Below are 18,826 nucleotides of genomic sequence, written 5' to 3' on the forward strand. Positions count from 1 at the left end.
GCCGTGACGGTGTGGGTCGGCACCAGCTGGAAGATGAACAAGACCCTGGCCGAGGCCACCGCCTGGGCCCAGGGCCTGGCCGAGGCCCTGGCCGGACGGGAACTGGGGGGCGTGCAGCCCTTCGTGATCCCGCCGGCCACCGCGATCGCCGCGGTGGCCCAGGTCCTGGCCGAGGAGCCCCGGGTGCTGGTGGGGGCGCAGAACGCCCACTGGGAGGACGCCGGGGCCTGGACCGGGGAGGTCTCTGTGCCGCAGGTCGCCGACGCCGGGGCCCGGATCGTGGAGATCGGCCACTCCGAGCGGCGCGAGCACTTCGCCGAGACGGACGAGACCGTCCGGGCCAAGGTCGCCGCGACCCTGCGCCACGGACTGGTGCCGCTGCTGTGCGTGGGCGAACCGGCGCACGTGCAGGCCGCGGGCGGTTCCGGGGCGCACATCCTCGAGCAGGTCGGCCGGGCCCTGGAGGGCCTGGCCGAGGACCAGCTGGCCCGGGTGCTGATCGCCTACGAACCCGTCTGGGCGATCGGTGAGCACGGCCGCCCGGCCACCACCGCGGAGCTGGCCGAGCCCTTCGCCGCCCTCGCGGCGGCCTGGGGGTCACGGGTGCAGGGCCTGCTCTACGGCGGGTCGGTGAACCTGGACAACGCCGCCGACCTGCTGGGCATCGCCGGCGTGGACGGCCTGTTCGTCGGCCGCACCGCCTGGCAGCTGGAGGGCTACCTGCACCTGCTGGAGATCGCCGCGCGCCGCTGAGGCCCCTCCGGCACCCGCACCCACGGACCACCCGGACCCACGGACCACGCACCCGGGAAAAGACCATCGGACAGTGAACGACGAGATGAAGGAGCACCCCATGAGCGAGCAGAAGCTGCGGATCGTGATCGGCGGCGACGACGCCGGATTCGACTACAAGGAGGCCCTGCGCCGGGACCTGGAGGCCGACGACCGCGTGGAGAGCGTGGTGGACGTCGGGGTCTCGAAGACCGAGAACACCGACTACCCGCACGTGGCAGTGGAGGCGGCCCGGAAGGTCGCCGCCGGGGAGGCCGACCGGGCGCTGCTGATCTGCGGCACGGGCCTGGGCGTGGCGATCTCGGCGAACAAGGTCCCGGGCATCCGGGCGGTGACCGCCCACGACTCCTACTCGGTGGAGCGCTCGGTGCTCTCCAACAACGCCCAGGTGCTGTGCATGGGCCAGCGGGTCGTCGGCCTCGAGCTGGCCCGGCGCCTGGCCAAGGAGTGGATCGGCTACGTCTTCGACCCGGCCAGCGCCTCGGCGGCCAAGGTCGAGGCGATCACCAAGTACGAGAACGACTGACCGCACGCCCGCACCGGCATCACCGGGCCCCCGCCACGCTCAGCCGTGCCGGGGGCCCGGCTGCGCCTCCGCGGCGCGCAGGTGCGCCAGGACCGCGGCCGTGACCTCCTCCGGGCGCTCCTCGGCGAGGAAGTGGCCGGCGTCCACGGCCCGGCCCGCGGCCCGGGGGAAGTGCCGCCGCCACAGCTCGAGCGGGTCCTCCCGGGCGCCCACCCGGCCGCGGGCGCCCCACAGGACCAGCGCGGGGAGCTCGAGCCGGGCGTCCTCGTCGGCCCGGTCGATCTCCACGTCCGGTCCGGCCGCGGCGCGGTAGTCGCGGCACCAGGCGTCGACCACGGACGGGTCGCGCGCGGCCTCCTCGTAGGCGGCGAGCGCGGCGGGGTGGAACCCGACCTCGGTGCCGCTGAGGCCCTGCAGCGTCGCGCGCACGAAGTGGACGGGGTCGTGGCCGATCAGCGTCTGCGGCAGTCCGCCGCCCTGGGCGAGGAAGGCCCAGTGGTAGTACTTCTGCACCAGCCAGGCGTCCATCGACCGCCACACCTCCAGCGTGGGCAGGATGTCGAGCAGGGCGACCGAGAGCACCGCCTCGGGGGCGTCGAAGGCCATGCGGTGGGCGGTCCGGGCGCCACGGTCGTGCCCGACGACGTGGAACCGGTCGTGCCCCAGGGCGCGCATGAGCCGGACCTGGTCGGCGGCCATCGCCCGGAAGGTGAAGTCCTCGCTGTCCGTCCAGGAGCGGCCGTAGCCGCGCAGGTCGGCGGCGACCACGGTGAACTCCTCGGCGAGCACGGGGGCCAGGGCGTGCCACATCGCGTGCGTCTGCGGGAAGCCGTGCAGCAGGAGCACGGGCGGGCCGTCGCCGCCCGTGCGGGCGTGGACCACGCCGTCGGGGACGGGGACGTCCTGGGGGGCGAAGTCGGCGAGCACGGTTCCTCCTGGCGGTCGGATCGGCGAAGCGCGCCCCGGGGTGGGCCCGGAGGACCCGGCGCGGGGGTTGTCCCGGCGGGCCGGAGCGCACATGCTCAAGGAAACACCAGGACGCGACCGGGAGACACCCCCATGAACCACGCCCCCGTCCACGTCGCCGGCCGGGCGACCGCCTCGCAGCAGCTCGCGGCCGCGGCCGAGCGGTACACGGCCCGAACCTACTCCCCGCTGGAGGTCGTCGTCGCCCGGGCGCACGGTGCCACCCTCACGGACGTGGAGGGCCGGGAGTACCTGGACTTCCTCGCCGGCTACTCGGCGCTGAACCTCGGGCACGGCCACCCGGCGGTCCTGGCGGCCGCCCGGGCCCAGCTGGAGCGGGTGACGCTGACCAGCCGTGCCGTGCACAACGACCAGCTCGGGCCCTTCGCCCGGGAGCTGTGCGAGCTGCTCGGCCAGGACATGATGCTGCCGATGAACACCGGCGCCGAGGCCGTCGAGTCGGCGATCAAGGTCGCCCGGAAGTGGGGCTACGAGCGCAAGGGGGTGGCCCCGGGCCGGGCACGGATCGTCGTGGCGGCGGGCAACTTCCACGGCCGCACCACCACGGTCGTCAGCTTCTCCGACGACGCCGACGCGCACCGCGACTACGGCCCCTACACCCCGGGCTTCGACACCGTGCCCTTCGGGGACCTCGCCGCGCTCGAGGCCGCGCTCACGGACGACACCGTGGCGGTGCTGCTGGAGCCGATCCAGGGCGAGGCCGGGGTGATCGTGCCGCCGCCGGGCTACCTGGCGGGCGTCCGGCGGTGCACCGCCGAGCGCGGCGTCCTGCTCGTCGCCGACGAGATCCAGTCCGGGCTGGGCCGCACGGGCCGGACGCTGGCCTGCGAGCACGAGGGCGTGGAGGCGGACCTGTACCTGCTGGGCAAGGCCCTGGGCGGGGGCGTCCTGCCGGTCTCCGCGGTCGTGGGGCGCGCCGAGGTCCTGTCGGTGCTGCGGCCGGGCCAGCACGGCAGCACCTTCGGCGGCAACCCGCTGGCCGGCGCCGTCGGCCGCGCCGTCGTCGGGCTGCTGTCCACCGGGGAGCCCCAGCGGGCGGCACGGGAGCGGGGGGAGAGGCTGCACGCCGGTCTCGCCGAGCTCGCGCCGCTGGGCCTCACCGCCGTGCGCGGGCGCGGACTGTGGGCCGGGATCGACATCGACCCGCGCCTGGGCACCGGCCGCGAGTGCTGCGAGCGGCTGGTGGCGCACGGGGTGATCGCCAAGGACACGCACGGCGCGACCGTGCGGCTGAGCCCGCCGCTGGTGATCACGGAGGAGGAGCTGGAGCGGGGCCTGGCCGCCCTGTCCGCGGTGCTCCGGGAGATGGCGGCCGCCTGAGCCGCGCGCTCACCCGGCGCGGCCGGGCGCCTCGTCGTGGGCCAGGGCGGACTCGATGCTGCCGGCCAGCTGGGCCGGTGCGGTCCGCGGGGCGAAGCGGCGGAGCACCCGGCCGTCCCGGCCCACCAGGAACTTGGTGAAGTTCCACTTGATGGCGTCGCCCAGGACCCCGTTGCGCTCTTCCCGCAGCCAGGCCCACAGCGGGTGGGCGCCGGGGCCGTTGACGTCGACCTTTGCGAACATCGGGAACGTGACGCCGTAGTTGCGGCTGCAGAAGTCGGCGATCTCCTCCTCGGTGCCCGGTTCCTGGTGGCCGAACTGGTCGCAGGGGAAGCCGAGCACCACGAAGCCCTCCTGCTTGAAGTTGCGCCACAGCTGCTCGAGGCCCTCGTACTGCGGTGTGAACCCGCACCGGCTCGCCGTGTTGACCACGAGCACCACCTTCCCGGCGTAGGCGGACAGCGGCTGATCGCGCCCGTCCAGGGTGGTGGCGGTGAAGTCGTGCAGCGTGGTCATGGGAGGCCTCCCGGGCGTTCGGCGACGACGGTCCGCTCCCATCATGCCCCTGACCCCGTCCGCGGACCCCCGGACCCCGGCCCCGAGGTCCGCAACCTCGCGCCTCGGAGTGAGGGGGGAGGGACGGGGACGGGTGGATAACGATCCTCGGGCGGGGCGGTCGGGGGGCGCGGGGCCCGGCGTACCCTGACCGTGTCGGAAGGAGCCCGTGATGACGCAGCACACCGAACCGTGGCCTGCGGGAACGCCCTGCTGGACGGACCTCGTGGCCTCCGACCTCGCCCGGACGCAGGAGTTCTACCGGCAGGTCCTCGGCTGGCAGTACGACGACCCGCGGCCCGAGCACGGCGGCTACTGCAACGCCCTCGTGGACGGGGCCCGCGTGGCCGGGCTGTCCCCCGCGGACCCGGACCGGGCCGGTGCGCCCCCCGTGTGGCAGGTGTACCTCGCCGCGGACCGGATCGAGCTGGGCGCGCAGCGGGTCCTGGACGCCGGGGGCACGCAGCTGATGGGGCCCACGGACATCGGCCCGCTCGGCCGGATGGGCGTCTGGCGGGACCCCGCCGGAGCCGTCTTCGGGATGTGGCAGTCCGGTGAGCACATCGGCTTCGAGGCCGTCGACGTCCCCGGCGCCGTGGTGTGGTGCGACCTCACGACGCCCGACCACCGCACCGCCCGCGACTTCTACGCAGCGGTGTTCGGCTACCACTACGAGGAGACCAGCGGGGACGGCGTCCCCTACGCCACCTTCACGGTGCCGCGAGGGGACCGCCCGGCGGGCGGGATCGGCGGGACGGACCCCGCCGCGCAGGACGCGCCCTCGGCGTGGTCCGTGTGCTTCCAGGTGGAGGGCGTCGACGCGGCCGCCGACCGCGTTCGAGCCGCCGGCGGATCGGTCGTGGAGGAGCCCTTCGACTTCGCCTACGGGCGGCTCGCGGTGGTGGCGGGCCCGGACCGGGAGTCCTTCGCGCTCATGGCACCCGGACAGGGCCCGGTCCCGGAGGAGTGACGGGGCGGCGGTAGGATTGTGACCCAGCAGACATCCACCCCGCCTCCGCACAGATTGGGATCGAGATGAATTCCATCGTCCTCGCCGTCGTCGGCGTGGCCATGATGATCCTCGGGTACCTCCTCTACTCGAAGTTCGTCGCCCGCCGGATCTACAAGCTCCAGGACTCCTTCGTCACCCCCGCCCACGAGCTGGGCGACGGCGTCGACTACGTCCCCACCAACAAGTACGTGCTGTGGGGCCACCACTTCACCTCCGTGGCCGGTGCCGCGCCCATCGTCGGCCCGGCCATCGCGGTGATCTGGGGATGGGTGCCCGCCTTCCTCTGGGTGACGCTCGGCACCGTCTTCTTCGCCGGCGTCCACGACCTGGGCGCCCTGTGGGCGTCCAACCGGCACCAGGGCAGGTCCATCGGGTCGCTGTCCGGGAAGTACATCGGCCACCGGGGACGGAACCTGTTCCTGGTCGTGATTTTCCTCGTGCTGCTCATGGTCAACGCCGCGTTCGCCGTGGTGATCTCCAACCTGCTGGTCGGCACGCCCACCGCGGTGATCCCCACGTGGGGCGCCATCGTCGTGGCGCTGCTCATCGGCCAGGCGGTCTACCGCTACAAGTGGAACCTCGCCGTCGTGTCCGTGGTGGGCGTCGTGGCCCTCTACGCCCTCATCCTGCTCGGCGACCGCTTCCCGGTGGTCCTGCCGGAGACGGTCCTGGGCCTGCCGGCCAACGCGTTCTGGATCGTGGTGCTCTTCGTCTACGCGGGCATCGCGTCCGTGCTGCCCGTCTGGATGCTCCTGCAGCCCCGCGACTACATCAACGGCCTGCAGCTGTTCATCGCCCTGGGCATCCTCTACGGCGCGGTGCTGATCTCCGCCCCAACCGTGGTGGCCCCGGCCTTCAACGAGTCCGTGCCCGCGGGCACCCCGAGCATCGTGCCGCTGCTGTTCGTGACCATCGCGTGCGGGGCGATCTCCGGGTTCCACGGCATCGTGGCCTCGGGGACGTCCTCCAAGCAGCTGGACAAGGAGACGGACGCCCGCTTCGTCGGCTACTTCGGCGCCGTCGGCGAGGGCCTCCTGGCGCTGGGCGCGATCATCGCCACGACCGCCGGCTTCCGCACGATCGCCGACTGGGAGGCCGTGTACAGCGCGTTCGGCCAGGGCGGCGTGGCCGCGTTCGTCCAGGGCGGCGCCTCGGTCGTGAACTCCGGCCTCGGCATCCCCCCGTCGCTGAGCGCGACCATCCTCGCGACGATGGCCGTGCTCTTCGCGGCCACGACCATGGACACCGGCATCCGCCTGCAGCGCTTCGTGGTGCAGGAGGCCGGGCACATCATGGGCGTCACCATCGGCAAGGTGGTCGCCACCCTCATCGTCCTCGCGGTGGCCATGGGGCTGACCTTCAGCGCCGGCGCGGACGGCTCGGGCGGCATGCTCATCTGGCCGCTGTTCGGGACCTCGAACCAGCTGCTGGCCGGCCTGACGCTGTCCATGATCGCGGTGATCCTGCTGCGCAAGGGCCGCCCGGTCCTGCCCGTCCTGGTGCCGCTGGTGTTCCTGCTCGTGATGTCCGTCTACGCGCTGATCGTGCAGCTGGGGCAGTTCTGGGCCGCGGAGAACTGGTTCCTGCTCGTGCTCGACATCGTCATCCTGATCGCGGCCGTGTGGGTGATCTTCGAGTCCGCGATCGCGATGTCCCACGCCCGGAAGAATCCGCCGGAGCTCGACGAGGAGCCGCTGCCCAGCGCGGCCGGGCGGGACCGCTCCCTGTGAGCCGGTGACGCTCCCGCAGCGGTGGCGCACCGCGCGGGCCCGCCTCGGGGCGGGCCTGCGCGAGTTCTACGCGGCCCCCTACCGCCGGACCTTCGCCCGCGCCCAGCGCGACGAGGAGGACCTGTTCATGATGCTGGTGCTCTCCGAGGCCCTCGGGGTGCCCAACCCCGCCAGCTACTACACCGTGGAGCTGCTCCCCGTGGTCTACGACCGGTTCCACGACTGGCACCGGCGGATGGGCATGGAGCGCTCGCCCCTGGAGCACATCTCATGCTGCTAGAGCTCGCCGCGGCCCACCGGGTCCTGTTCGTGGGCGGCAAGGGCGGCGTCGGCAAGACCGCCGTCGCCTCCGCCACGGCCCTCGCCCAGGCCCGGTCGGGCCGGAGGGTGCTCGTGGTCTCGACCGACCCCGCCCACAACCTCGGCCACCTCTGGGAGCGCCCGGTGGGGGACCGGATCACCCCGCTGGTCCGGGTTCCCGGCGGCGGCCACCTCGACGGGATCGAGGTGGACCCGCTCGCCACCACCGAGGCCCACCTCGCCGCCGTGGGCGCCACCGTCCGCCGGCTCATGCCCGAGCACCTCGCCGGGGAGGTCGACAAGCACATGCGGCTCGCCCGCGACTCGCCCGGCACCCACGAGTCCGCGGTCCTGGAGCGGGTCGCCCAGCTGGTGGAGACGGGCCTGGAGGACTACGACCTCGTGGTCTTCGACACCGCGCCCTCCGGGCACACCGCCCGCCTCATGGCCCTGCCGGAGATCATGTCCGCCTGGACCGAGGGCCTGCTGCGGCGCCGGGCCCGGGCGGAGCGGTTCGGCGCCGCGCTGCGCGGGCTCGAGGACCGGGACGAGGCGGCCGAGAGCATCGTGGGCACCGAGCGCCCCCGGGACCCCCGGGAGGAGCGCGACCTCGAGATCCGGCGCATCCTGCTGCGCCGGCGCGCCCGCTTCGAGGCGTTGCGCGAGGTCCTGGTGGATCCCCGGCGCTGCGCCTTCGTGATCGTGCTGGCCGCCGAGCGGCTGCCCGTGCTGGAGACGGTCGAGCTGCACGGGCAGCTGGTCCGCGCCGGGGTGCACGTGGGGGCGCTGGTGGTCAACAAGCGCTCCCCGGCCGACGCCGGGGCCTTCCTCGCCGAGCGCCGCGCCCTCGAGGAGACGCACGTGGCCGCCCTGCGCGAGGCGCTGCCGGACCTCCCGCTGCTGCAGGTCCCGCTGCTGCCGGGGGACGTGGTGGGCGAGCCGGCCCTCGAACGGTTCGCGGCGGCGCTCGCCCAGGCGGGGCACAGGCCCGGCTGAGACCCTGGGCCCATGACCACCACCTCCCCCCGCACGGACGCCGGACCGGAACGACGGCGCTCCGCCGGCGCCGGCCCGTGGGTCCTGGCCGGTGTCGCCGCGACGGCCCTCGCCGTGGGGCTGGCGGAGCTGCTGGCCTGGGTCACCGGGCCGGTCGGCGCGCCGCTCACCGCCGTGGGCGGGGTGATCGTGGACGCCGTCCCCGCCCCCGTGAAGGACGCGGCGATCGCCCTGTTCGGCACCGCGGACAAGCTTGTGCTCCTGCTCGTCATGGCCGCCGGCCTCGTGGCGATCGGCGCCGGTCTCGGGGCCGCCCAGCGCGCCAACCGCCCGATGGGCTCCGTGCTGCTCGGCGTGCTGGGGCTCGTCGGCCTGCTGGCGGTGCTCACCCGGGCCGGGGCGGGCGTCGCGGACGCGGTCCCCGTCGTCGTCGGCACGGCCGCCGGGGCGCTGTTCCTCACGGTGCTCACCCGCCGGGCCGAGGCGCCGGAGGACACCCGGGGCGGCCTCGACCGGCGGGGCTTCGTCCGGGTCTCCGCGGCCGTGGCCGTGCTGGGTGCCGCCGCCGGGGTGGCCGGGCGCTGGGCCTCCGCCGCGGCCTCCCGGGTGCCCGCGGCGCGGGAGATGCTGCGGATCCCCGCCCCGGCGGTGCGGGAGACGATCCCCGCCGGCACGGACCTCGGGATCGAGGGGGTGGAGCCGTGGCTGACCCCGGCCGAGGACTTCTACCGCATCGACACCGCCCTGGCCGTCCCGCGGATCGACGTGGCCGAGTGGGAGCTGCGGATCCACGGCATGGTCGACCGGGAGCTGACGCTGCGCTTCGAGGACCTCACCGGCCGGGCGCTGCTCGAGCGCGCCGTGACGCTGGCGTGCGTGTCCAACCCCGTGGGCGGGGACCTGGTGGGCAACGCGGTGTGGACGGGCGTGCCCATCCGGGAGCTGCTCGCCGAGGCCGGCGTGCAGCCGGGCGCCGACATGGTGCTCTCGACGTCCCAGGACGGCTTCACCGCCGGGACCCCGCTCGAGGCGCTGCTGGACCCGGGCCGGGACTCCCTGTTGGCCGTGACCATGAACGGGGAGCCGCTGCCGTTCGAGCACGGCTACCCGGTGCGCATGGTCGTCTCCGGGCTCTACGGCTACGTGTCCGCCACCAAGTGGCTGGTGGACCTGAAGGTCACCCGCTTCGACCGCGACGAGGGCTACTGGACCCCCCGCGGCTGGTCGGCGCGCGGGCCGATCAAGACCGCCTCCCGGATCGAGGTGCCCCGGGACGGGGGCCGCGTGGACGCCGGAGAGGTCGTCCTCGCCGGCACGGCCTGGGCCCAGGACACCGGGATCGCCGCCGTGCAGGTCAGCGTGGACGAGGGCCCGTGGCAGGAGGCCGACCTGGGCGAGGTGCCCTCCGACGACACGTGGCGGCAGTGGGTGCTGCGCACCGAGCTGCCCGGCGGCCGGCACACCGCGCGGGTGCGGGCGGTGGACCGGGACGGGACCGTCCAGACCGCCGAGCAGGCCCCGCCGGCCCCGGACGGGGCCTCCGGGTGGCACGAGCGGACGTTCACGGTGGCCTGACCGCCCCCGCCGGCCGCCCGCCGGACAACACCCCCCCGCCGGGCGGGCCCGGCGGGGGCGTTGTCCGGCCGAGGTCAGGAACGACCGGCGGAGCCGGGGACCGGCCCGGTGGAGGAGCGCACCACGAAGTGCGCCGGGAGCACCTCGTGGACCGGCTCGTGGTTCGTCCCGGCCAGGTGCTCCAGCAGCCGCTCGACGGCGTGCACCCCCTGCTCCCGGGCGTGCTGGTCGATGGTGGTCAGGCCGAAGGCCTCCCCGATGGGGTGGGCGTCGACGCCGATCACGGACAGCTCCCCGGGCACGGTCAGGCCGAGGTCGCGCGCCGCCAGGACCGCCCCGGCGGCCATCTCGTCGGAGGCCGCGAAGATCGCGGTGGGGCGGTCGGCCGGGTCCGCCAGCAGGTTCTTGGCCCGCTGGTAGGCGTCGGTGAAGGTGTAGTCCGAGACGACCGACCAGGCCGGGCCGACCGCCAGCCCGGCGGCGGCCATGGCCCCCTCCCAGCCGGCGCGGCGGTCGCTGGACATGGGGAAGTGGCTGCCGAACTCCTCGGCGCCGCCGAGGTGGGCGATCCGGCGGTGGCCGAGCGCAATCAGGTGCTCGGTCGCACGGCGCCCGACGTCGTGGTCGTCGATGCTGATGGTGGGCGCGCCCACCAGGGGCCCGCCCACCCCGAGCACGGGGATCCCGGCGGCGAGCAGCTGCTGCGTCTCGGCCGGGTTCAGGTGCAGGGAGATCGCCACGGCGGCGTCGAGCCGCTTGCGCAGCAGGAAGTCGGTCAGCACCGTCTCCCGGTAGCGGTCGCCCTCGAAGTTGTAGAGGGACAGGTCGTAGCCGGCCTCCATGAGCGCCCCGGCCACGCCCTCGAGCACGGTGGAGAAGTACCACCGGTCCACGTAGGGCAGCACCACCCCGATGTTGCGGCTGCGCCCGCTGGCCAGGCTGGAGGCGTGGTAGGACACCACGAAGCCCAGCTCGTGGGCGGCCTGCTGCACCCGTGCCCGGGCCCGGGAGGACACGTGGCCCTTGCCGCTGAGGGCGCGGGAGACCGTGGCCGTGGACACCCCGGCCCTGGCGGCGACGTCCTGGAGCCGCGGTGGGCTCACGGACCCGTCGTGCCGTGGTCCTCCGTCTGCAGCCATATGCACTCCTCCGGGTTCAGGACGTGGGGCGCGGACGTCCCGGGACGGCTGCGCAGCAGCACCGGCAGGTCCGGCAGCTCCACCGCGGCGTCACCGGTGTTCAGCAGCACCAGGACGTCGTTGTTGACCAGGCCCAGGCAGCCCGGCCCGCCGAGGTCCTCCACCCAGGCGAGCGAGCCCGATCCGAGCCCGTGCGCCCGCCGCAGCGCCAGGGCGGCGCGGTAGAGGGACAGCGTGGAGGCCGGGTCCTCCCGCTGCGCCTCGCGCGAGAGCTCCGCCCAGCCCGGGGGCTGCGGGAGCCAGGACCTGCCGTTGGCACTGTAGCCGAGAGACGCGCCGGAGCGGGTCCACGGCAGCGGCACCCGGCAGCCGTCGCGGCCGAGCCGCGCCCCGCCGGTGCGGTGGTAGGTGGGGTCCTGGCGGACCTCGGCGGGCAGGCCCGTGTGGTCCGGCAGCCCGAGCTCCTCCCCCTGGTACAGGTAGACGCCGCCCGGCAGCCCGAGCATGAGCAGGGAGGCGGCGTCCGCCCGCCGGGCTCCGCGGACGTGGTCCGGCTGCTCGTCCTCGGGGCCGATGCCGTCGCCGGGCCGGGCGGGGTTCGCGCCCAGGCCGAGACGGGTCGCGTGGCGCACCACGTCGTGGTTGGACAGCACCCAGGTGGTGGGGGCCCCGACGGCGTCGAACGCCTCGAGGGAGGAGGTGATGATCCGCCGCAGCTCCGCCGCGTCCCAGGGCGCGGCCAGGTAGGAGAAGTTGAAGGTCTGGTGCATCTGGTCCGGGCGCACCCAGTCGGCCAGTCGGGTCAGCGGCTCCACACTGGCCTCGGCGCAGAGGATCCGCTCGCCGTCGTACTCCGCCAGCACCTCGCGCCAGCGGCGGTAGATGTCGTGGATCTGCGGCTGGCCGAACATCGGGGCGTCGGTGAAGGGGTAGCCGGGGACGCTGCCGCCGTCGGCGCGCCCGCCCCAGTCGGGCAGCCCCTTCGCCTTGATCAGCGCGTGGGCCACGTCCACCCGGAAGCCGGCCACTCCACGGTCGAGCCAGAAGCGCAGGATCCGCTCGAACTCCTGCCGGACCTGCTCGTTGTCCCAGTCGAAGTCCGGCTGGGAGGAGTCGAACAGGTGCAGGTACCACTGGCCGGGGGCTCCGCCGGGCTCCGTCACCCGGGTCCAGGCGGGGCCCCCGAAGTGGGACTGCCAGTTGTTCGGGGGCAGCTCCCCGGACGGTCCCCGGCCGTCCCGGAAGACGAACAGGCCGCGCTCGGGGCTGCCCGGCCCCGCCGCGAGGGCCCGCTGGAACAGCACGTGCTCGGTGGAGCAGTGGTTGGGGACCAGGTCGACGATCACCTTCACGGACAGCTCGTCCGCCGCGGCCACCAGGGCGTCGAAGTCGGCCAGGGTCCCGAGGGCGGGGTCGACGTCGCAGTAGTCGCTCACGTCGTAGCCGCCGTCGCGCTGCGGGGACGGGTAGAAGGGCGAGAGCCACAGGGCGTCGATGTCGAGCTCGGCCAGCTGCCCCAGCTCGGCGGTGATGCCGGCGAGGTCGCCGAGACCGTCCCCGTCGAGGTCCCGGAAGGAGCGCGGGTACACCTGGTAGATCACCGAGGAGCGCCACCACCTCGGCTCCCGGTCGCGGTCGTGGAGAGGGGTGAGGCGCAGGGACGGCAGTGTGCCGGAGGTCGTCAGCATGTGCGGCATCTTACGGACAGGACTGCCGTTGTGGAAACGCTTGCACGCCTTCCGCCCCGATCAATCGGCTGATCGAGCGCTGTGGACAGGGATAATGGTAGCGCTTACAGTAGTGACCTGTCTCACTCAGCGCGGTGCGGGCGTCGCACCGGAGCCCCGGTGACCGGCAGCTCCCGGCCCGCGCCGCCCCGCCGCCGACCGGACGCCCCGATCGCGCCCGACCCCGAGGAACCCCCACCATGAAACGCATCCCCCGGACGGCCGTCGCGGCCGCGGCCGTGCTCCTGCTCGCAGGGTGCTCCTCCGCGCCCACGGCCGGAGTCGCCGGTCTGGCCGGCGGGCCCGGCAGCATCAGGATCCAGGCCGGCGACGACGAGATCCCGGCCCTGCGCGAGATCGCCGCGGACTTCACCGCGGACTCCGGGGTGGAGGTGGAGTTCGTCCAGCGGGAGGTCAACGCGCAGGCGATCTCCAACTTCATCTCCCAGGCGCCCACGGGGCAGGCCCCGGACATCATCGTCTCCCCGCACGACAACCTCGGCCAGCTGGCCTCCAACGGCGTGGTGGTCCCGGTGGAGCTGGGCGAGCGCGCCGCGGACTTCTCGGCGAACGCCCGCGACGCCGTGGTCTACGACGGCGTCAGCTACGGGGTGCCCTACGCGATCGAGAACGTGGCCCTGCTGCGCAACAACGAGCTCACCACCGAGGACCCGGCGAGCTTCGACGAGCTGCGGGCCGTCGGCCACCGGCTCATGGACGAGCAGGGCATCGAGTACCCGTTCACGGTCAGCCAGTCCGCGGAGGCCGGGGATCCCTACCACCTGTACGCCCTGCAGACCTCCTTCGGCGCCGAGGTGTTCGAGCGCACCGAGGAGGGGGAGTACACCGGCACCCTCACCATGGGTGGCCCGGACGGGCACGCTTTCGCCCGCTACCTGCAGGACCTCGGGCGGAGCGGGGACCTGCGCACGTCCATGAGCCCGGACATCGCCAAGGAGTCCTTCCTCACCGGGGAGTCCGCCTTCCATCTGGGCGGGCCGTGGGAGCTGACCGACGTCGAGGCCGCCGGGATGGACGTGAGCGTCCTGCCCGTGCCCCCGGCCGGGGACGAGCAGTCCCGCCCGTTCGTGGGCGTCCAGGCGTTCTTCGTCAACGCCCACGCCGCCAACCCGGTCGCCGCCCAGGACTTCGCCGCCAACTACCTCACCCGCCCCGAGGCCCAGACGGCCCTGTACGAGAGCACGGGCCGGCCGCCGGCCAGCCAGGTGGCCGTGGACCGGATGCAGGGTGATCCGCTGCGCTCGGCCTACGCGCGGATCGCCGAGTCGGGCCTGCCCATGCCGGCCATTCCCGAGATGGGCGCCGTGTGGAGCTTCTGGGGCACCACCGAGAACGCCGTCGTGGACGGCCGCGGGGATCCCGTGGAGCTGTGGGACCGCATGATCGACAACATCGAAGGACAGATCTCATGAGCACGAGCACCACCACCCGGGACGGGACGGCCACCTCCGGGACGGCCGGCCGGGACACCGCGCCCGGTGCCCCCCGCGAGCGCCGGCACGCCCACTCCCGGGGGTTCGGCCCGGGCTTCGTGGTCAAGCTGGTCCTGATGGCGCTGATCAACGCCTTCGGCCTCTTCGGCATCCTGGCGGCCTGGGCCGCCGGCAGCTGGGGCATCCTGGTGTTCCTCGCCGCGGCCCTCCTCGCCGCCGACCTCGTGTACTTCCTGCCGGCCCGCAGGCTGCTGCCCGCCAAGTACCTGTTCCCCGGGCTGGTCTTCCTGCTGGTCTTCCAGGTCTTCGTGCTGGTCTACACCGCCGCCACGGCGTTCACGAACTACGGGGACGGGCACAACGCCACCAAGGACGCGGCGATCACCCAGCTCACCACCACGTACGAGCAGCGGGTCGAGGGCTCCGAGGCGTACGCCGTCACGGTGCTCGAGGGCCCGGACGGGCTGGCGCTGGCCGCCGTGCAGGACGACCGGGTGCTCGTGGGTGCTGCGGACCGGCCGCTGGCCCCCCTCGAGGGGGCCGCGGTCACGGAGGGGCGCGTCGTCGAGGCGCCCGGCTACGAGGTCCTCTCCTACGCGGAGGTCGTCGGCGCCCAGGACGAGCTCGGGGAGCTGCGGGTCCCGGTGAGCGGGCAGGCCGAGGACGGTGCGCTGCGCACCGACGACGGCCGCACCGCCTACGCCTACGAGCCCACGCTCGCCTACGACGAGGCCGCCGACGCGATGGTCGCCGCGGACGGCACCGTCTACGCCGACAACGGCGAGGGCGCGTTCGCCGGCCCCGACGGCGAGGTCCTGCGCCCCGGCTGGCGGGTGTTCGTGGGCCTGGACAACTTCGGGGCGATCTTCGACCCGGCCGTCCTGGGCGGACCGTTCGTCGCCGTGACCCTGTGGACCTTCGCCTTCGCCGTCCTGTCGGTGGCGCTGACCTTCTTCCTGGGCCTGCTGCTGGCGATCCTGTTCAACGACGAGAGGCTGAGGTTCCGCAACGTCTACCGCGCCGTCGTCTTCCTGCCCTACGCCTTCCCCGCGTTCCTGTCCATCCTCATCTGGGCGGGCCTGCTCAACACGGACTTCGGCTTCGTCAACGAGGTCCTGCTGGGCGGGACGGGGGTGCCCTGGCTGGAGAACCCCTGGCTGGCCAAGCTCTCGCTGCTGCTGGTCAACCTCTGGCTGGGCTTCCCGTACATGTTCCTCGTGACCACCGGGGCCCTGCAGGCCATCCCCGGGGAGCTCTACGAGTCGGCCGAGATGGACGGGGCCGGCCCGGTGCGCCAGTTCGGCTCGATCACCCTGCCGATGCTCATGGTGGCCGTGGGCCCGCTGCTCATCGCGTCCTTCGCCATGAACTTCAACAACTTCAACGTGGTCTACCTGCTCACCGGCGGCGGCCCGCAGGACCTGGAGTCCACCACCGGGGTGGGCGCCACGGACATCCTCATCTCGTTCGTCTACAAGATCGCGTTCGCCGGCGGCACCAACGACTACGGTCTGGCCTCGGCCCTGTCCATCCTCATCTTCATCATGGTGGCCGTCGTCTCCGCGCTGACGTTCCGCCGCAGCAAGGCTCTCGAGGAGATCAGCTGACATGTCCACCCCCACGACTCCCACCACGTCCCCGCGCCGGCGGCCCTCGGCGGGCCGGCGCTTCGCCCGCGGCGGGTGGAAGCACCTGGCCGCCATCGCCGCGTGCGTCTTCGCCCTCTTCCCGCTGGTCTACGCCTTCTCCGCGTCGCTGTCCGCCTCGGGGTCCCTGCTGGGGTCCAACCAGCTGTTCTCGGACCTCACGGGGGCCAACTACGCCGACCTGCTCAGCGACCCGCAGAACCCCTACCTGACCTGGTTCGGCAACTCGCTGTTCGTCTCGGTCAGCACGGCCGCGGGCACGGTGCTGATGGGCGCGGCCGCGGCCTACGCGTTCTCCCGCTTCCGCTTCCGCTCCCGCCGGGGCGGGCTGCTGGCCCTGCTGGTGATCCAGATGTTCCCGCAGCTGCTGGCGTTCGTGGCGATCTTCCTGCTGCTGTTCGCGATCTCCGAGGTCTACCCGGTCCTGGGCCTGAACTCCCGGCTGGGCCTGGTGGCCGTCTACCTGGGCGGGGCGCTGGGGGCCAACACGTTCCTCATGTACGGCTTCTTCAACACGATCCCCAAGGACCTGGACGAGGCCGCGGAGCTCGACGGCGCCTCCCACGCCCAGATCTACTGGACCATGATCCTGCCGCTGGTCACCCCCATCCTCGTGGTGGTCGGGATGCTGTCCTTCATCGCGTCCTTCTCGGACTTCCTGCTCGCCCAGATCGTGCTGCAGGACCCGGAGAAGTACACGCTGGCCGTGGGGCTCTACCAGTTCGTCTCCGTGCAGTTCGGGGAGAACTGGGGCGTGTTCACCGCCGGGGCGATCCTGGCGGCGATCCCGGTGGTCGTGCTGTTCCTGTTCCTGCAGCGCTACATCGTCTCCGGGCTGACCGGCGGCGCGGTGAAGGGCTGACGCCGGGTCCTGCCATGATGGGGCGGGACCCGGGACGGACGGAAGGCGGTGCGCGGTGACGCTGGTGGACAACGCGGTGTACGTGAGCGGGGTGCGGACCTCCAGCCCGCGCGACCTCGACGAGACCTACGCGGCCCTGCGCGCCCGCGGCGGCATGGCGTGGATCGGGCTCTACCGCCCCGGGACCGCCGAGGTGCAGTCCGTGGCCCAGGAGTTCGGCCTGCACCCCCTCGCCGTCGAGGACGCCCTCAAGGGCCACCAGCGCGCCAAGCTGGAGCGCTTCGGGGACACCCTCTTCGTGGTGCTGCGCCCGGCCCGGTACCTGGACGACGTGGAGAAGGTCGAGTTCGGGGAGCTGCACGTCTTCGTGGGCGCCGACTTCGTGGTCACCGTCCGGCACGCCGAGTCCCCCGACCTGGCCGCGGTGCGCCACCGGCTGGAGACCTCGCCGGAGCTGCTGCGGATGGGCCCGCAGGCGGTGCTGTACGGGATCCTCGACGAGGTGGTCGACCGCTACCTGCCCGTCCTCGCGGGGCTGGAGAACGACATCGACGAGATCGAGGACGAGATCTTCGCCGCGGACCAGGACGTCTCCCGCCGCATCTACGAGCTCTCCCGCGAGGTGATCGAGTTCCAGCGCGCCGTGCACCCGCTGGTGCACATGCTCGACGCCCTGCAGCGCGGCTCCGAGAAGTACGGCCTGGACGCGGAGCTGCAGACCCGGCTGCGGGACGTGCAGGACCACGCCATCCGCGCCGCGGACCGCGCCGACTCGTTCCGGGCGCTGCTGCAGAACGCCCTCACGGTGCACGCGACCCTCGTGGGGCAGCGGCAGAACGACGAGATGCAGCGGCTCACCGAGTCCGCCCTGGCGCAGAGCGAGGAGGTCAAGCGGATCTCCTCCTGGGCGGCCATCCTCTTCGCCCCCACCCTGGTGGGCACGGTGTACGGGATGAACTTCGAGCACATGCCGGAGCTCGCGTGGCCGCTGGGCTATCCGTTCGCGCTGCTGGCCATGCTCGGCATGGGCCTGGTGCTCTACGGGGTGTTCAAGTGGAAGAAGTGGCTGTGAGCGGCGCCGGGGGAGCGCCCCGGCGTGCGGACGCCGGGTCTCAGACGCTGTGGCGCATCGCGCGGATCCCCACGGCCAGCCCCAGGGCGGCCAGTGCGGCCGCCGCGAGCGCGCCGGCCGCGACGGAGGGGTCGCCGAACCGGCCGTTGAACAGGGCCCGCTCGGCGTCGACCATGTAGGTGAGCGGGTTGAACCGGGAGAGCGCCTGCATCCAGCGCGGGCCGGCCTCGAGGGGCAGGAGCATCCCGGAGAGCAGCATGAGCGGGAACAGCAGTCCCTGCTGCACGGTCCAGAACATCCAGTCCCGGTTCCGCGAGACGATGGCCAGGGCGTAGCTCAGCGCGCCCAGCCCCACCCCGAAGACCGCGAGGATCGCCAGGCCCACCACCATGCCGGGCGGGGACGGGCGGAAGCCGGCGAGCGCGGCCACCCCGGAGAGCACCAGGGCCTGCAGGACCAGCGGCACCATCTCCTTGCACGCCCGCCCCACCATGAGGGACGAGCGGGACACCGGGGCCACCAGCATCCGCTCGTGCGCCCCGGACTGGATCTCGAACAGAAGGTTCGACCCGGTCATGGCGGTGCCGAACAGCGCGATCATCACCACGATGCCCGGCACGAACCACTGGAAGGCCTGGTCGAGGGGCAGCCCGGTCATCCCGCCCAGGAGCGGGCCGAAGAGGGCCAGGAACATCAGCGGCTGCACGAGCGAGAACACCAGGCTGAAGGGGTCGCGGACCACCGGGCGCAGCTCGCGGACGAAGACGCTGACGGAGTCGTGCAGCACACCGGCCGGGCGGGCCTGGGCGCCGGGCGCCTTGCGAGGAGGCGGGACGGTGGTCACGGGGCCGCTCCCACGCTCGGGGCCTCGGCGGCCGGGCCGGCCTCGGACGGGCTCGGGTCCTGCTCGCGCAGGCTCCGGCCGGTGAGCCGCAGGAAGACGTCGTCGAGGGTCGGGCGGGCCAGCTCCGCGGTCCGCGCCGGGTGGCCGCTGCGGTCGAGTTCGCGCAGCAGGCCCGGCAGCACGCGCTCGCCGTGCTCGACGGCGACGACGACGCGCGTGCCCTCCCCGGTCGCGCCGCTCCGCTCGGCGGCGGCCCGGCGGCGCGGCGCCGCGGCACCGCCGCCCGCCG

At 73.6% G+C, this 18,826-nt stretch carries 17 protein-coding genes and 1 pseudogene; 12 read left to right on the plus strand and 6 right to left on the minus strand.

Annotated elements, in window-relative coordinates; all coding sequences use genetic code 11:
* Positions 1-3: 3 nt before the first annotated feature.
* Together BJF77_RS05325 and BJF77_RS05330 are read left to right on the plus strand one after the other, a co-directional pair.
* Positions 4-753 (plus strand): triose-phosphate isomerase, encoded by a 750-nt coding sequence (locus BJF77_RS05325; protein WP_075871501.1) that lies wholly within the window; start codon positions 4-6, stop codon positions 751-753.
* A 100-nt stretch (positions 754-853) separates the two neighbouring features.
* Positions 854-1,318, plus strand: a complete 465-nt coding sequence (locus BJF77_RS05330) for a ribose-5-phosphate isomerase (protein ID WP_075871521.1) — start codon at positions 854-856, stop codon at positions 1,316-1,318.
* A 39-nt stretch (positions 1,319-1,357) separates the two neighbouring features.
* On the opposite strand, the gene BJF77_RS05335 is transcribed toward BJF77_RS05330, so the two are convergent.
* The gene (locus BJF77_RS05335; RefSeq protein ID WP_047803575.1) at positions 1,358-2,245 is read right to left on the minus strand and encodes an alpha/beta fold hydrolase; all 888 of its coding nucleotides are present in this window, start codon (positions 2,243-2,245) and stop codon (positions 1,358-1,360) included.
* Between the two features lie 132 nt (positions 2,246-2,377).
* On the opposite strand from BJF77_RS05335, the gene rocD reads away from it, so the two are divergent.
* On the plus strand, positions 2,378-3,625 hold the full coding sequence (gene rocD / locus BJF77_RS05340) for an ornithine--oxo-acid transaminase (RefSeq protein WP_075871502.1): 1,248 nt from the start codon (positions 2,378-2,380) through the stop codon (positions 3,623-3,625).
* A gap of 9 nt (positions 3,626-3,634) precedes the next feature.
* On the opposite strand, the gene BJF77_RS05345 is transcribed toward rocD, so the two are convergent.
* Complete coding sequence (locus BJF77_RS05345; protein ID WP_075871503.1) at positions 3,635-4,141, minus strand: glutathione peroxidase; 507 nt, start codon at positions 4,139-4,141, stop codon at positions 3,635-3,637.
* Between the two features lie 211 nt (positions 4,142-4,352).
* Between BJF77_RS05345 and BJF77_RS05350 the strand changes: the two genes are divergently transcribed.
* From BJF77_RS05350 to BJF77_RS05370, 5 genes are all read left to right on the plus strand, one after another.
* Positions 4,353-5,150 carry a VOC family protein gene (locus BJF77_RS05350; protein WP_075871504.1) on the plus strand — a complete coding sequence of 266 codons (798 nt, stop codon included), beginning with the start codon at positions 4,353-4,355 and terminating at the stop codon, positions 5,148-5,150.
* A 65-nt stretch (positions 5,151-5,215) separates the two neighbouring features.
* Positions 5,216-6,922: a carbon starvation protein A gene (locus tag BJF77_RS05355; RefSeq protein ID WP_075871505.1), complete on the plus strand. Its 1,707-nt coding sequence runs from the start codon at positions 5,216-5,218 to the stop codon at positions 6,920-6,922.
* Between the two features lie 4 nt (positions 6,923-6,926).
* Positions 6,927-7,202 (plus strand): cory-CC-star protein, encoded by a 276-nt coding sequence (locus BJF77_RS05360; RefSeq protein WP_047803570.1) that lies wholly within the window; start codon positions 6,927-6,929, stop codon positions 7,200-7,202.
* Entirely contained in the window at positions 7,193-8,218 is a 1,026-nt protein-coding gene (locus tag BJF77_RS05365) for an ArsA family ATPase (protein WP_075871506.1), read from the plus strand. Before BJF77_RS05360 ends, BJF77_RS05365 begins: the two co-directional genes overlap by 10 nt.
* A gap of 12 nt (positions 8,219-8,230) precedes the next feature.
* Positions 8,231-9,793: a molybdopterin-dependent oxidoreductase gene (locus BJF77_RS05370; RefSeq protein ID WP_075871507.1), complete on the plus strand. Its 1,563-nt coding sequence runs from the start codon at positions 8,231-8,233 to the stop codon at positions 9,791-9,793.
* A gap of 74 nt (positions 9,794-9,867) precedes the next feature.
* Here BJF77_RS05370 and BJF77_RS05375 read toward each other — a convergent pair whose 3' ends face one another.
* Positions 9,868-10,932, minus strand: coding sequence for a LacI family DNA-binding transcriptional regulator (locus tag BJF77_RS05375; RefSeq protein ID WP_075871508.1), 1,065 nt, complete (start codon positions 10,930-10,932; stop codon positions 9,868-9,870).
* Positions 10,893-12,620, minus strand: a complete 1,728-nt coding sequence (locus tag BJF77_RS05380; RefSeq protein WP_083664979.1) for an alpha-amylase family glycosyl hydrolase — start codon at positions 12,618-12,620, stop codon at positions 10,893-10,895. Before BJF77_RS05380 ends, BJF77_RS05375 begins: the two co-directional genes overlap by 40 nt.
* Before the next feature lie 239 nt (positions 12,621-12,859).
* On the opposite strand from BJF77_RS05380, the gene BJF77_RS05385 reads away from it, so the two are divergent.
* Genes BJF77_RS05385 through BJF77_RS05400 form a run of 4 tightly spaced genes read left to right on the plus strand, consistent with a single transcriptional unit; the run spans position 12,860 to position 17,693 of the window.
* Positions 12,860-14,092 (plus strand): maltose ABC transporter substrate-binding protein, encoded by a 1,233-nt coding sequence (locus tag BJF77_RS05385; protein WP_047803565.1) that lies wholly within the window; start codon positions 12,860-12,862, stop codon positions 14,090-14,092.
* Complete coding sequence (locus BJF77_RS05390; RefSeq protein ID WP_075871510.1) at positions 14,089-15,720, plus strand: ABC transporter permease subunit; 1,632 nt, start codon at positions 14,089-14,091, stop codon at positions 15,718-15,720. The genes BJF77_RS05385 and BJF77_RS05390 overlap by 4 nt, the downstream gene beginning before the upstream one ends.
* A 1-nt stretch (position 15,721) precedes the next feature.
* The gene (locus BJF77_RS05395) at positions 15,722-16,621 is read left to right on the plus strand and encodes a sugar ABC transporter permease (RefSeq protein WP_075871511.1); all 900 of its coding nucleotides are present in this window, start codon (positions 15,722-15,724) and stop codon (positions 16,619-16,621) included.
* Between the two features lie 55 nt (positions 16,622-16,676).
* Complete coding sequence (locus tag BJF77_RS05400; protein WP_047803562.1) at positions 16,677-17,693, plus strand: magnesium and cobalt transport protein CorA; 1,017 nt, start codon at positions 16,677-16,679, stop codon at positions 17,691-17,693.
* Positions 17,694-17,733: 40 nt separating this feature from the next.
* Here BJF77_RS05400 and BJF77_RS05405 read toward each other — a convergent pair whose 3' ends face one another.
* Together BJF77_RS05405 and BJF77_RS05410 are read right to left on the minus strand one after the other, a co-directional pair.
* The gene (locus BJF77_RS05405) at positions 17,734-18,537 is read right to left on the minus strand and encodes an ABC transporter permease (RefSeq protein ID WP_075871512.1); all 804 of its coding nucleotides are present in this window, start codon (positions 18,535-18,537) and stop codon (positions 17,734-17,736) included.
* Positions 18,534-18,826, minus strand: a pseudogene (locus BJF77_RS05410) (DUF4162 domain-containing protein); the annotation flags it as partial. The gene BJF77_RS05405 and the pseudogene BJF77_RS05410, both read right to left, overlap by 4 nt.

This window comes from Kocuria sp. CNJ-770 (assembly GCF_001942375.1).
GTDB lineage: Bacteria > Actinomycetota > Actinomycetes > Actinomycetales > Micrococcaceae > Kocuria > Kocuria oceani.

Excerpts from the sequence above, each read along its gene's own strand:
- BJF77_RS05365 (WP_075871506.1), top strand. The coding sequence starts at position 7,193 with ATGCTGCTAGAGCTCGCCGCGGCCCACCGGGTCCTGTTCGTGGGCGGC.
- BJF77_RS05370 (WP_075871507.1), top strand. The coding sequence starts at position 8,231 with ATGACCACCACCTCCCCCCGCACGGACGCCGGACCGGAACGACGGCGC.
- BJF77_RS05395 (WP_075871511.1), top strand. The coding sequence starts at position 15,722 with ATGTCCACCCCCACGACTCCCACCACGTCCCCGCGCCGGCGGCCCTCG.
- BJF77_RS05350 (WP_075871504.1), top strand. The coding sequence starts at position 4,353 with ATGACGCAGCACACCGAACCGTGGCCTGCGGGAACGCCCTGCTGGACG.
- BJF77_RS05355 (WP_075871505.1), top strand. The coding sequence starts at position 5,216 with ATGAATTCCATCGTCCTCGCCGTCGTCGGCGTGGCCATGATGATCCTC.
- BJF77_RS05380 (WP_083664979.1), bottom strand. The coding sequence starts at position 12,620 with ATGCTGACGACCTCCGGCACACTGCCGTCCCTGCGCCTCACCCCTCTC.
- BJF77_RS05330 (WP_075871521.1), top strand. The coding sequence starts at position 854 with ATGAGCGAGCAGAAGCTGCGGATCGTGATCGGCGGCGACGACGCCGGA.
- BJF77_RS05375 (WP_075871508.1), bottom strand. The coding sequence starts at position 10,932 with ATGGCTGCAGACGGAGGACCACGGCACGACGGGTCCGTGAGCCCACCG.
- BJF77_RS05345 (WP_075871503.1), bottom strand. The coding sequence starts at position 4,141 with ATGACCACGCTGCACGACTTCACCGCCACCACCCTGGACGGGCGCGAT.
- BJF77_RS05390 (WP_075871510.1), top strand. The coding sequence starts at position 14,089 with ATGAGCACGAGCACCACCACCCGGGACGGGACGGCCACCTCCGGGACG.
- BJF77_RS05385 (WP_047803565.1), top strand. The coding sequence starts at position 12,860 with ATGAAACGCATCCCCCGGACGGCCGTCGCGGCCGCGGCCGTGCTCCTG.
- rocD (WP_075871502.1), top strand. The coding sequence starts at position 2,378 with ATGAACCACGCCCCCGTCCACGTCGCCGGCCGGGCGACCGCCTCGCAG.